Origin of the sequence: Vibrio sp. V30_P3S12P165 (genome assembly GCF_009904905.1) — a bacterium.
In the GTDB taxonomy this organism is placed as follows: Bacteria; Pseudomonadota; Gammaproteobacteria; order Enterobacterales; family Vibrionaceae; genus Vibrio; species Vibrio fujianensis.
The window spans coordinates 68229-81436 of record NZ_WXWH01000036.1; the positions used below are offsets into that span (position 1 = coordinate 68229).

The window sequence follows — 13208 nt, forward strand, 5'->3', positions numbered from 1 at the left end:
TCAGGAGGCGTGATGAAAGTGTTACAGGCATTTAAAACTGGCACGCCCTGGATATGGTTAACCGGCGGTGCGGTGAGTATTAGCCTAATTTCTGTTTTGATGCTTTTATTGTTGATTGGCTGGAAAGGGTTGAATTATTTTTGGCCTGCTCCTCTCTATCAATGGCAAACTGAACAAGGGCAACGTTTGATTGGGCAATTGTATGCGAGTGAAGCCATTTCTATTAACCATTTGCATCAACTGGGTATCGCCGCAGGTGATGAGGAGCGACCGGTACAACGGCTGAACATTAAGGTGGCTAATCGTGAACGTTATGATGCGGATTTTATTTCAATTTTAGACAGTAAGCTTTCTGCACCGATCCAGCCTTCGGGTTGGTTAGTGATGGAGCGTACACGTGATGGACAGTTTTTTGGTAAGCCGGTCGGTTTTGAGCCAGAAGATACTCAGCATCCGATTGAGGTTGTTGATTGGTTAGCTCAAGCATTTGCAGAGGCTCAACAAATCAGAGCACAAATTGATCATCTCGTTCATCAATCGATTCGTCCGCTTGGTCATCAATTGGAAGGGTTGCGTATCAAAAAGCAACAAGCACTTAAGCAACCTAAAAATGGACAAGAGGTAGCTACTCTTTCACAGCAAATTCAGCAAGTTGAACGTGACTTGTTCGATGCTGAACAGACGTTAGATCAACGGCGTCAGCAGTTGGATAGCCAAGCCTTATTGGTGGAAGAGATGGGGGGGGAAATCGTTCGTATTCCACTCAGTCATATTTTGGATTACTGGTATCCAAACGATATGAATCATGGGCAAAAACTGCGTCAGTGGGGAAAACAATTATGGCGCTTTTTATCGGATAATCCGCGAGAGTCTAATTCGGAAGGTGGGGTTTTTCCAGCCATTTTTGGAACCGTATTATTGGTGTTGCTAATGTCTATTATTGTCATGCCATTGGGAGTGATTGCAGCCGTTTATTTGCATGAATATGCGCAAGATAATCCGTTTACCCGCTTGATTCGTGTTGCCGTAATTAACCTAGCGGGAGTTCCTTCAATTGTGTATGGGGTATTTGGTTTAGGTTTTTTTGTTTATACCATTGGCTCGAGCATCGATAATCTATTTTATTCTGATCGCCTTCCTGCTCCCACTTTTGGTACGCCGGGGCTATTATGGGCCTCGCTCACCTTAGCGGTATTGACTCTACCTGTGGTGATTGTGACAACCGAAGAAGGTTTAACCCGTATTCCAGCATCTGTTCGTCACGGATCGTTAGCGTTAGGCGCAACCCAGTTTGAGACGATTTGGCGTATCGTGTTACCGATGGCAAGCCCTGCGATCATCACCGGATTGATTCTAGCGATTGCCCGTGCCGCAGGAGAGGTTGCCCCATTGATGTTAGTCGGTGCGGTAAAATTGGCTTCGAATTTACCAGTGGATGGTGAATTTCCCTTTGTGCATTTAGAGCGAAAGTTTATGCATTTAGGTTTTCATATTTATGATGTAGGCTTTCAAACGACCAACATTGAAGCGGCTCGCCCTTTAGTGTATGCCACCGCCTTTCTATTGGTGACCGTGGTGGTGAGTTTAAACTTAACCGCGATACACATTCGCAATAATTTACGAGAGAAATACCGAACGTTAGGACAAGATTAAGCATGTTTTCTGCCACTCAAACATTAGGTTATCAGCCTCCTTTGGATGTGAATAACTTAACCGATCAGCAAACCGCCATTGCTATTGAAGGGTTGAGTTTGTATTACCAGCAAGCGCAGGCGTTAAACGATATTTCGATGCGTATTCCCAAAGGGCAAGTCACGGCTTTTATCGGCCCATCCGGTTGTGGAAAATCGACTTTACTGCGCTGCATCAATCGAATGAATGATTTGGTTGAAGGTTGTCGTATCGAAGGAGCGGTGAGATTGCATGGCAAAAATGTTTATGCCCCGAATGTCGATGTCCCGGCTTTGCGTCGTCGGGTTGGTATGGTGTTTCAGCGGCCTAATCCTTTCCCGAAGTCTATTTATGAAAATGTGATTTATGGGTTACGCTTACAAGGGATCAAAAATAGTCGTATTCTTGATGATGCTGCGGAGCATGCGTTACGATCCGCGGCGTTATGGGATGAGGTGAAGCATCGTTTGGACGAGAATGCCTTTGGGTTATCGGGGGGGCAACAGCAGCGATTAGTCATTGCACGAGCGATTGCTATTGAGCCTGAGGTGTTGTTACTGGATGAGCCGACTTCTGCGTTAGACCCGATCTCAACTTTAACAATTGAAGAATTGATCCACGAATTAAAAAACAAATATACCGTAGTGATTGTGACGCATAATATGCAACAAGCTGCTAGAGTCAGCGATCATACGGCATTTATTCACATGGGCAAACTTATCGAATATTCCGATACGGACTCGATCTTTACTTCGCCATTGAAAAAACAAACCGAAGACTACATTACGGGCCGATACGGGTAATTGAGCATCAGATAGGAAGTAAATATGCAGCTAGGACGACACATCTCTGGGCAATTTAATATCGAACTGGAGTCGATTCGTACCCATGTGCTAACCATGGGAGGGCTGGTCGAGCAACAGTTGTCTTTTGCTATGCAAGCGCTGCATAAGGATGATGTTGATTTAGCCCGTAAAGTGGTCAGTGAAGATCATAAAGTCAATGAAATGGAAGTGTCGATTGATGAAGCCTGCACTCGAATTATTGCTAAGCGCCAGCCGACAGCGAAAGATCTCCGGTTGATTATGGCCATTATTAAAACGATCACTGACCTAGAGCGGATTGGTGATGTCGCGACCAAGATGGCTTATGTGGTCATTGAAAGTCCAAATATTAAACAGCGTCAATTCCAAGTTTCTTTAGAACCGCTTTGTCGTCAAGCGATAGCAATGTTGCACCAAGTGCTTGATGCTTTTGCGCGAATGGATGTAGAGGCCGCGGCAGAGGTATATAAACAAGACGATAAATTGGATAAAGAATATGAAGCGGTCATTCGTCAATTAATGACTTATATGATGGAGGATCCAAAAAATATTCCTCATATTTTACAGGTCATGTGGTCTGCTCGCGCGATTGAGCGGGTTGGGGATCGCTGCCAGAATATTTGTGAATACATCATCTATTTTGTAAAAGGCAAAGATGTTCGCCATTTGGGCGAACAATCGATAGATGATGCTCTGCGTTAAAGCGCCTGAAGTTGCTTAGCCACTTCAGCGATCGCTTGTGAATTGGTGACTGGGATAACAAAATCATCAATATCAGCTTGTCCCATCTTTGCGTGGGTCGTCTGAAGTTGCATGCAACTGGCGCGAGTCGTTTTACCGGATAAATGCACTTCTTGTACGCCAGTGTGTTGGATAATCCGAGCCACGTTTTTTGCATGGAGTCCCGCTCCGGCCATAATTTTTATACGACCTTGAGCTAGCGTTACCATATCGGCTAGGGTGTCAATGCCATCTTCAACTTGAGCTGCGAGACCAGAGGTTAAGACCCGTTCAAAACCGAGTTCAATGATCGTGCTCAATGCTTGCTGAACATTAACACATTGATCGATTGCTCGATGAAAAGTGATACCTAACCCACGTTGCTTGGCATGTTGAACTAGCCGAGCATTGTGCTCATGATGGATTTCACCTTGCGCGGTTAATACACCAAACACCACCCCTTGTAGCCCTGCATTGGCTGCGGCATCGATATCATCCAACATCACAGCGATCTCTTCTTGATTATAAAGAAAATCACCTTGGCGGGGACGAATCATGGCATAGATAGGAATCTCAGATATTCTGGCACTCTGTATCATCAATCCATAACTCGGGGTTAATCCGCCCAAGGCTAAGGAAGAGCAAAGCTCAATACGCGTTGCGCCGCCTTGAATGGCATAGTGCAATGATTCTACATTATCAATACAAACTTCGAGTTGATAGTTCATGGCCTGTCTCATCCGTTTTTAGGAGGCAGAATTTTAACAGCCATGTTCTCACAAGTCTGTCTCTTAAAGAGCAGAATCGAGGTAAAGTTATCGGTTTTGTTTTTCCTCATTATGTTCTTCACCAGCATAAAAAGCCCAAAGCAAATGGCTTTGGGCTTTGAGGACTTTACTTAATAACTGATTGGCGTTGCGTTATCGCTTTATTATATGTCCAACCATTAACCCGAGTTGAGCACGGGTTATCTGTTTGTGGGATTATTTTTTACCCAAGTCGTCAGTGTGTTCAGAAAGGTAAGCTGCGACGCCTGCAGGGCTGTCTTTCATGCCTGCTTTACCTTCTTCCCACTGGGCTGGGCATACTTCACCGTGTTTTTGGTGGAAATTTAACGCGTCAACCATGCGTAGCATTTCGTCGATGTTACGACCTAGAGGAAGATCGTTGACGACTTGGTGACGAACCACACCGTCTTCGTCGATAAGGAATGAACCGCGGAAAGCAACACCGGCTTCAGGATGTTCAACATCGTATGCTTTAACGATTTCGTGTTTAACGTCAGCAACCAGTGGGTATTTCACTTGGCCAATGCCGCCATTTTCGATAGCAGTGTTACGCCATGCGTTATGTGAGAATTGAGAATCGATAGAGACACCGATTACTTCAACGCCTTTGGCTTGGAAGTCTTCAAAACGCTTATCAAACGCGATCAGCTCTGAAGGACAAACAAAAGTGAAATCAAGTGGATAGAAGAAAACAACGGCTTTCTTACCTTTAGTAAACTCTGCGAAGTTGAATGTATCAACGATTTCACCGTTACCAAGAACAGCTGCAGCAGTAAAATCAGGGGCTTGACGACCTACGAGTACCATTTTTTGCTCCTAAGAATGATGATCAATGCTAGACAACACCAGATTGTGTTATCCAGTCCTTGTGTATTCGAGACAAACTATAGTACAGAGTGTAGTATGAAAAAAAGCGAATTAAATAGATTAAGTTAATCGAAAAAAACGATTGAATAAGAACGTGGAAATTATGAATAAGTGGCCAAGTTTAAAGCAGTTACATTACCTAATCACCTTACACGAAACGCGACATTTTAGCGAAGCGGCAGCACGTTGTTTTGTTAGCCAATCGACTTTAAGCAAGGGCATTCAAAATTTAGAAGCATTAATTGGTTGTCCCTTGTATGAAAAGCAGGATAAGAAAAGCCCTTTGGTTTTTACTCATGCCGGTGAGTTGGTGGTGAAACGGGGGCGGGAGTTACTCGCAAAAGGGAAAGATCTTTTAGAACTAGGGCAACAGTGCCAAAACGGCCCGATGGAAGGACAATTAAAGTTAGGCTGTATTCCTACCATTGCTCCTTTTTTACTGTGTGATCTGGTTCAAGAGCTTAATATTCGTTATCCCAAGCTTCATCTATTGCTGCGCGAAGACACTACAGCTCACCTTCTCCATGCATTACGTTTAGGTGAGCTAGATGTATTGATTCTCGCGTTACCGATTGATATTGGCCAAATGGAGAGCCGTATTGTTGGACGAGATCCTTTTCGAATGGTGATTAGTCGTCAACAAGCAGACGGTATTCGAGTTCCCATTAAGTATGATGATTTGCCGGATGAATCGGTTTTTTTACTAGAGCATGAGCATTGTTTAACTGAGCATGCGGTATCGGCTTGTCAATTAACAGATAAAGAGAAGATCAATCCATTTACCGCTACCAGTTTACACACATTAGTACAAATGGTGGCTAACGGACTTGGTACAACTTTTATTCCACAAATGGCCATTGATCATGGTTTGTTAGAGAATCAAAATTTGGTTGTTATTGATCCGCCGGGTCAACAAGCTTATCGCGAAATTGGTCTGGTATGGCGGCCGAGTTCATCTCGTCACCTTACTTTTGAGCAATTAGCGGATGTGGTGGCAGAGCTATTATAGCGTTTAGTCGTAGGCAAAATTTTGCCATTAACCAATATAAGTGCGCTATTGTAGTGCGCTTTTTTAGTATTTTATACTATTGGTGACCGTTTGATTGTCAAATTTTACAGTAATAAATTTTTGAAGCTTTCATAAAATAGTAAAAATTCACACCGTTAATTTTACATAAATAACAGACATCCCTGTTTAAACCTGCTGATATTTTCTCTCTCTCACTCCTGCTGTCATTGAGATTATTCAACTCAGCCACCTTCTGCTTGTCTGTTTTAAGCCTTTTTATTCTGCTTTCTTTTGGTAATTAAATTACGTAATAAGTTACATTTTTAATCGGTTGGGTGTGATCAGGGTTGAAACGGAATAAAACTTCGAATTTAACCAATTGATAACTTTTACTCTTTTATAGTAAAGCCTTATAGGGTAAGGTTTAAATCAAGTTTTAATACTAATGTCTAGCTTGGGATAGCTTGTGTTTCGGTCAATTTTAAGAGACGGTATAAAGACTAAAACAGCCTAGGATAAGAAATATCAAAAGTAATAATTTGTAGTTTTAAAGTTACAAATGTATTTTGCCAACTCAATAAGGAAAATGGTTATGCTTGCTCAAACTTCAGAGACGTCACAATTACACGATCAACATCCCAATTCCGAAGCTCGGCTTGAGGTGGTGGGGACTTTGTCTCCTGAGCATCAGGCTATTTTCCCACCAGCAGCTCAAACTTTCTTAACCGCGTTGTGTGGGCAATTTGCTTCACGAGTGGACACTTTACTGAGCGAGCGAGAGCGTCAGCAATCGTGGATTGATCAAGGTAATCTGCCGGGTTTTTTAGCTCAAACACAAGAGATTCGCGAAGGGAGCTGGAAAATTCTTGGTATACCCCAAGATCTCCAAAATCGCCGAGTGGAAATTACCGGACCGACTGAACGCAAGATGGTGATTAATGCGTTAAATGCCAACGTGAAAGTATTTATGGCCGACTTTGAAGATTCTATGGCACCTGCTTGGGATAAGATATTGGATGGCCAGGTGAATTTACGTGATGCCGTCAATGGTACGATCAGTTATAGCAATCCAGATAATGGCAAGGTGTACCAATTAACAGAGCATCCAGCGGTGTTAATTTGTCGGGTGCGAGGATTGCATCTGAAAGAAAAACATGTCTCTTTTGCAGGGCAAGCGATTCCAGGTTCTTTATTTGATTTTGCGTTGTACTTCTTCAATAACTATCAAGCTTTACTCAAAAAAGGCAGTGGCCCTTACTTCTATCTTCCTAAGCTACAAGCATACCAAGAAGCACAGTGGTGGAGTGAGGTATTCCATTTTACAGAAGATTATTTTGGTTTAGACACTGGGACGATTAAAGCCACCGTGTTAATTGAAACCTTACCTGCTGTTTTTCAGATGGATGAAATTCTCTTTGCTCTCAAAGAACATATTGTTGGGCTTAATTGTGGGCGTTGGGATTATATCTTTAGTTATATCAAAACGTTGAAAAAACACCCTGATCGTATATTGCCCGATCGTCAAGTGGTGACGATGGATAAGCCATTTTTAAATGCTTATTCGCGACTTTTGATCTATACCTGCCATCGACGAGGTGCGTTGGCAATGGGAGGGATGGCTGCCTTCATTCCAGCAAAAGATCCGGCAGTCAATGCGCAAGTGTTGGAAAAAATACGACATGACAAAATGCTGGAAGCGGAAAATGGTCATGATGGTACTTGGGTCGCTCACCCTGGCCTTGCTGATACGGCAATGGAGGTTTTTAATCATGTTTTGGGTGAGCGAGATAATCAGTTGGATGTCACTCGAATGTCTGATGCCCCAATCCATGCCGAGGATCTGCTTCAGCCTTGTGATGGCCCCCGAAGTGAAGACGGAATGAGGCATAACATTCGGGTTGCGCTGCAATACATCGAAGCTTGGATTTCAGGCAATGGTTGTGTCCCAATCTATGGCTTAATGGAAGATGCGGCAACCGCTGAAATTTCCCGAGCCTCTATTTGGCAATGGATTCAACACGGAAAAACTTTAGATAACGGACAGGTGGTAACGAAAGACTTGTTCCGTACCTATCTCGCGCAAGAAATTGAAGTCGTGAAAGCCGAAATAGGCGAGGAACGTTTTAATCACGGACGCTTTACGGAAGCGGCTGACCTGATGGAGCGTTTAACCACCAGCGATGAGTTAAGCAACTTTTTAACCATACCGGGTTATGACTACTTAGCTTAGCCATCTTAGCTTAGTCATCACATGAACACTTAACGTGAAACACAATCTTCAAAATCAGCCAGCATGGATCTGATGGCGAAAAGGAAGCAACAGACGTGGATATTGTAGCCACCTATTACAAGAGGGATAGATTATGACATTGACTCGCCGCCAACAAATTGAAGCACTAGAAAAAGAGTGGGCAACCAACCCGCGTTGGAAAAACGTTAAACGAACCTACAGTGCGGAAGACGTAGTGAATTTACGGGGATCGGTGACTCCAGCTAATACCATTGCGCAGCGTGGAGCGGATAAACTTTGGTCACTGGTAAATGGTGACGCTAAAAAAGGTTATGTGAATTGTCTAGGTGCATTGACTGGTGGACAAGCGGTTCAGCAAGCCAAAGCGGGAATTGAAGCGATTTATCTTTCAGGATGGCAAGTGGCGGCAGATAATAATACCGCAGGTACCATGTATCCTGATCAATCGTTATATCCGGTTGATTCGGTACCGAGTGTGGTTAAACGGATCAATAACGCTTTTCGTCGTGCAGACCAAATACAGTGGTCAAATGGTAAATCGCCTCAGGATGAAGGTGGAATCGATTATTTTCTTCCTATCGTTGCTGATGCTGAAGCGGGGTTTGGTGGGGTACTCAATGCTTACGAATTGATGAAATCGATGATCGAGGCGGGAGCGGCAGGTGTCCATTTTGAAGATCAATTAGCATCGGTGAAGAAGTGTGGCCATATGGGAGGAAAAGTACTGGTTCCGACTCAAGAGGCAGTTCAAAAATTGATCGCTGCACGTTTAGCGGCAGATGTATCCGGCACCACGACACTCGTGATTGCACGAACGGATGCCAATGCAGCAGATCTTCTGACTTCGGATTGCGACCCTTATGATGCGGATTTTATTGTCGGAGAGCGTACCGCTGAAGGTTTCTATCGGGTCAGAGCTGGGATTGATCAAGCGATTTCTCGCGGGCTTGCGTACGCGCCTTATGCCGATTTAGTGTGGTGTGAAACAGCGAAACCGGATCTCGAAGAAGCTCGTAAATTTGCAGAGGCGATTCTTGCACAATATCCTGAACAACTATTGGCTTATAACTGTTCTCCTTCCTTTAACTGGGAAAAGAACTTAGACGCTGAGACGATTGCGAAATTCCAGCAAGAATTGGCGGATATGGGCTATAAATATCAGTTTATTACTTTGGCTGGGATTCATAACATGTGGTTTAACATGTTTGAACTGGCTCATGCTTATGCACAAGGCGAAGGAATGCGCCACTATGTGGAAATGGTACAACGCAAAGAGTTTGCAGCGGCAGAAAAAGGCTATACGTTTGTTGCTCATCAGCAAGAGGTAGGAACTGGATACTTTGATAAGATGACCAATACGATTCAAGGAGGGGCATCTTCTGTCACAGCGCTAACTGGGTCGACTGAAGAAGATCAATTTTAATGGTATTCAAAGAGAGTACGCTTTAATCATCTGAAAAGATGACGATACTCACTGCTGTTGCGACACAATTTGAGCGGCGAGAGCCGCTCTTTTCTTGCTCAGAGAAGCGGTATATTGTCTAACCGTTGAATGAGCGTTTAACTGGCATTAAATGTAATCGCGAAAGGCCAACAGACCTTAGAGGAGATTATCTTCCATACTTTCATCCAACTCGATTTCATCAGGCTCTGCATCCTCTTGCAATTCAAGGAGATTAATTGCAATGGTTACAAAGTCGCTATCGGTGATGATTCCCACTAATTCACCTTTTGATACCACAGGTAAGCAGCCAACTTTATGCCTTTGCATATATTTGGCGCTCTCTTTTAAACCCGCTTGAGGCGCAACTGACATCACTCCAGTATGCATCACTTGATAGATAGGGGTTTCTTCCGTGTATGAAGCCTCAGTTTGTTGGTTATATAAACTCGATTCTTGGGCCGAGAGGACGTCTCGATGTGTGACCACGCCGAGTAGTTTACGGTTGGCATCAACAATGGGAATATGACGAATATCCAAAGCCTCCATCATATGCCGAGCATCACCCAGAGTGTGTGTACGCAACAAGGTGTGTGGGTTGCGTGTCATCATGTCTTCAACCTTGATCATAACCAACTCCTTTTTCTATTTTTTATCGTTAAGCCTGTTTTTATCTGTAAGCACGTATCTGTAAGCACGGTAGTATAACGATGCTTTGTCTGTTGAACATTTATCCTCTAGCTAAACTATAGTGTTTTTATTGTAAAATATCTGAGAGTTCAGTCTGTTTTTATCAGCAAGCAACAGAGAGTCGCTGGTCACTTTTGATTACACTCTATTGCTTGGTTTATTGATCAACAGGTTGTACAAGCCTGTATCTTAATACCGCTAAGGTATATACTGTCGCGCCGCGAAATAAACCATCGCTAATTTAACGAACTAAGAAAGAGTCATGCAAGTTTCAGATTTTTATTTTGATCTCCCGGATGAGTTGATCGCTCGTTATCCGAAGGAGCAAAGAACCTCAAGCCGTCTTTTACGCCTAGATGGTAATACGGGATCTCTGGTAGATGGCACATTTACCGATGTTTTACACTACGTAGAGCCGGGGGATTTGCTGGTATTTAACAATACGCGAGTCATTCCTGCTCGAATGTTTGGCCGTAAAGTCACCGGTGGCAAAATAGAAGTGTTGGTTGAGCGAATGTTGGATGAACATTCTATTTTAGCCCATGTACGTAGCTCTAAGCCCCCCAAACCCGGAGCTGAACTTTATTTGGGAGAGCAAGATGAATACCATGCAACCATGATCGCTCGCCATGATGCGTTGTTTGAGATTCATTTTAGTGCGCAAACGCCGGTATTAGAAATCCTTAACCATATTGGTCATATGCCGCTTCCTCCTTATATTGATCGTCCGGATGAAGAGGCGGATAAAGAGCGCTATCAAACGGTTTATAACCAAAAACCGGGAGCCGTCGCGGCACCAACCGCTGGTTTACATTTTGACCAAGCTTTGCTTGAGCAAATTAAAGCCAAAGGGGTTGAATTTGCCTATGTGACCTTGCATGTAGGGGCTGGGACATTCCAACCGGTGCGGGTAGAAAACATCCAGGATCACCATATGCATGCCGAGTATGTCGAAGTACCACAAGAGGTGGTTGAAGCGATTGCGGCGGCAAAGGCCCGAGGAGGGCGGATCATCGCGGTTGGCACCACATCAGTACGTTCATTGGAAAGTGCAGCGCAAGATGCATTGAAGAAGGGAACGGCACTGGTTCCTTTTTTTGGTGATACGGATATATTTATTTTCCCTGGATACCAATATCAGCTCGTCGACGGTTTGATCACCAATTTTCATTTACCAGAATCAACTTTAATTATGTTAGTCAGCGCTTTTGCTGGCTATGAACATACCATGGCTGCCTATCGACATGCTGTAGCGCAAAAATATCGCTTCTTTAGTTATGGTGATGCCATGTTTATTGATAAAAAATTGGACTAATTTTGTCCTGAACTTTTAGACCGTCAGACTGTTTCTCTGACATTGGAGGCTTTGTGAAATTAACGTTTGAGCTAAAAAAGAAGAATGGCAATGCGCGCCGAGGTCAATTGACTTTTGAACGTGGCACCGTGCAAACCCCTGCGTTTATGCCAGTAGGTACTTATGGTACGGTGAAGGGAATGACTCCAGAAGAAGTCGCAGATACAGGGGCTGAAATTCTATTGGGTAACACATTCCATTTATGGCTTCGTCCCGGACAAGAAGTGATGAAAATGCATGGGGACTTGCATGATTTTATGAACTGGAAAGGCCCGATTTTGACTGACTCGGGTGGTTTCCAAGTGTTTAGTTTGGGAGATATTCGTAAGATTACCGAGGAAGGGGTTCATTTCCGTAACCCAGTCAATGGTTCGAAAATTTTTATGGATGCAGAAAAATCCATGGAAATTCAAAAGGATTTAGGGTCTGATATTGTCATGATTTTTGACGAATGTACCCCTTATCCGGCTACTCATGACGAAGCGAAAAAGTCGATGGAAATGTCTTTGCGTTGGGCGCAGCGTTCTCGAGATCATTTTGATAAACTAGAAAATCCGAATTCACTATTTGGGATTGTTCAAGGTGGCGTCTATGAGGATTTACGCGATGTTTCTGTGAAAGGGTTAACGGAAATCGGTTTTGATGGTTATGCCGTGGGCGGTTTAGCAGTTGGAGAACCTAAACAAGATATGCATAGAATCCTTGAGCACACGTGTCCGCAGCTCCCTGAAGATAAGCCCCGTTACTTGATGGGTGTCGGTAAACCGGAAGATTTAGTAGAAGGCGTTCGCCGTGGGATTGACATGTTTGACTGCGTTATGCCGACCCGAAATGCCCGTAATGGTCACTTATTTGTGACTGGTGGTGTGATCAAGATCCGTAATGCGGCACATAAAACCGATACAACCCCTCTCGATCCGCATTGTGACTGTTACACTTGCAAAAATTATTCTAAATCGTACTTACACCATTTGGATCGCTGTAATGAGATTCTCGGTGCGCGTTTGAATACCATCCATAACTTGCGCTACTACCAGCGCCTAATGGCGAGTATTCGCAGTGCGATTGATGAAGATCGCTTTGAGCAGTTTGTGGTGGAGTTTTACGCACGTCGTGAACGTGACGTTCCCCCGTTACAAACTGAACAAGTATAATTGTGTACACCGAGATCAATTTATCCTTATCATGGCTTGAATTTATCTTGGTGTATCCCAATACCAATAATATTACAAACAATAACTTAGAGGACGTTTCTCAATGAGTCTAATTTCTGTCGCTCATGCAGCAGGTGAAGGTACATCACAAGGTGGTGGTTTCGAAATGCTGATCATGCTTGGTATGTTTGCGGTGATTTTCTATTTTATGATTTTCCGCCCACAGTCTAAACGTGTTAAAGAGCATAAAAACTTGATGGCCTCTATGGCGAAAGGAGATGAAGTGCTCACCAGTGGTGGGTTGGTTGGCAAAATCACTAAAATTGCTGATGATAATGACTTTATTTCAATTGAATTGAATCACGCTAATGAAGTTGTGATCAAAAAAGACTTCGTCACTGCAGTGTTACCTAAAGGTACGCTTAAATCTCTGTAAAAC

11 protein-coding genes and 2 pseudogenes are annotated in these 13208 nt (G+C 43.6%); 10 read left to right on the forward strand and 3 right to left on the reverse strand.

All coding sequences use genetic code 11. The annotated features are described in order from the left end of the window. Positions 1-12 precede the first annotated feature (12 nt). The 4 genes and pseudogenes from CAG57_RS16295 to phoU form a co-directional block, all read left to right on the forward strand. A pseudogene (locus tag CAG57_RS16295) lies at positions 13-211 on the forward strand (phosphate ABC transporter permease PstA); the annotation flags it as partial. Positions 212-273: 62 nt separating this feature from the next. Continuing rightward, positions 274-1653 (forward strand): annotated as a pseudogene (pstA, locus tag CAG57_RS07585) (phosphate ABC transporter permease PstA); the annotation flags it as partial. A gap of 2 nt (positions 1654-1655) precedes the next feature. After that, positions 1656-2474, forward strand: coding sequence for a phosphate ABC transporter ATP-binding protein PstB (pstB, locus tag CAG57_RS07590; protein WP_099611884.1), 819 nt, complete (start codon positions 1656-1658; stop codon positions 2472-2474). A 24-nt stretch (positions 2475-2498) separates the two neighbouring features. Next, the gene (phoU, locus tag CAG57_RS07595) at positions 2499-3197 is read left to right on the forward strand and encodes a phosphate signaling complex protein PhoU (RefSeq protein WP_099611885.1); all 699 of its coding nucleotides are present in this window, start codon (positions 2499-2501) and stop codon (positions 3195-3197) included. Here phoU and CAG57_RS07600 read toward each other — a convergent pair. Both CAG57_RS07600 and CAG57_RS07605 read right to left on the reverse strand, forming a co-directional pair. Continuing rightward, positions 3194-3943: a copper homeostasis protein CutC gene (locus CAG57_RS07600; protein WP_099611886.1), complete on the reverse strand. Its 750-nt coding sequence runs from the start codon at positions 3941-3943 to the stop codon at positions 3194-3196. The genes phoU and CAG57_RS07600 overlap by 4 nt on opposite strands. Before the next feature lie 255 nt (positions 3944-4198). Next, the gene (locus tag CAG57_RS07605) at positions 4199-4810 is read right to left on the reverse strand and encodes a peroxiredoxin C (protein ID WP_099611887.1); all 612 of its coding nucleotides are present in this window, start codon (positions 4808-4810) and stop codon (positions 4199-4201) included. A gap of 163 nt (positions 4811-4973) precedes the next feature. Between CAG57_RS07605 and CAG57_RS07610 the strand changes: the two genes are divergently transcribed. The 3 genes from CAG57_RS07610 to aceA all read left to right on the forward strand — a co-directional run bounded on the left by CAG57_RS07610 (position 4974) and on the right by aceA (position 9553). Further along, positions 4974-5879, forward strand: a complete 906-nt coding sequence (locus CAG57_RS07610; RefSeq protein ID WP_161427770.1) for a hydrogen peroxide-inducible genes activator — start codon at positions 4974-4976, stop codon at positions 5877-5879. Positions 5880-6471: 592 nt separating this feature from the next. Next, positions 6472-8109 carry a malate synthase A gene (gene aceB / locus CAG57_RS07615; RefSeq protein ID WP_161427724.1) on the forward strand — a complete coding sequence of 546 codons (1638 nt, stop codon included), beginning with the start codon at positions 6472-6474 and terminating at the stop codon, positions 8107-8109. A gap of 133 nt (positions 8110-8242) precedes the next feature. Beyond that, positions 8243-9553: an isocitrate lyase gene (gene aceA, locus CAG57_RS07620; protein ID WP_099611889.1), complete on the forward strand. Its 1311-nt coding sequence runs from the start codon at positions 8243-8245 to the stop codon at positions 9551-9553. Positions 9554-9730: 177 nt separating this feature from the next. Here aceA and CAG57_RS07625 read toward each other — a convergent pair whose 3' ends face one another. Next, positions 9731-10201, reverse strand: a complete 471-nt coding sequence (locus CAG57_RS07625; protein WP_099611890.1) for a CBS domain-containing protein — start codon at positions 10199-10201, stop codon at positions 9731-9733. A gap of 322 nt (positions 10202-10523) precedes the next feature. On the opposite strand from CAG57_RS07625, the gene queA reads away from it, so the two are divergent. The 3 genes from queA (at position 10524) to yajC (ending at position 13205) form a co-directional block, all read left to right on the forward strand. Then, positions 10524-11576 (forward strand): tRNA preQ1(34) S-adenosylmethionine ribosyltransferase-isomerase QueA, encoded by a 1053-nt coding sequence (gene queA, locus CAG57_RS07630; RefSeq protein WP_161427723.1) that lies wholly within the window; start codon positions 10524-10526, stop codon positions 11574-11576. A gap of 53 nt (positions 11577-11629) precedes the next feature. Then, positions 11630-12769, forward strand: a complete 1140-nt coding sequence (gene tgt, locus CAG57_RS07635; protein ID WP_099611892.1) for a tRNA guanosine(34) transglycosylase Tgt — start codon at positions 11630-11632, stop codon at positions 12767-12769. A gap of 103 nt (positions 12770-12872) precedes the next feature. After that, a complete protein-coding gene (gene yajC / locus CAG57_RS07640) occupies positions 12873-13205 on the forward strand; it encodes a preprotein translocase subunit YajC (RefSeq protein ID WP_099611893.1) in 333 nt (110 codons plus the stop codon). Positions 13206-13208 lie beyond the last annotated feature (3 nt).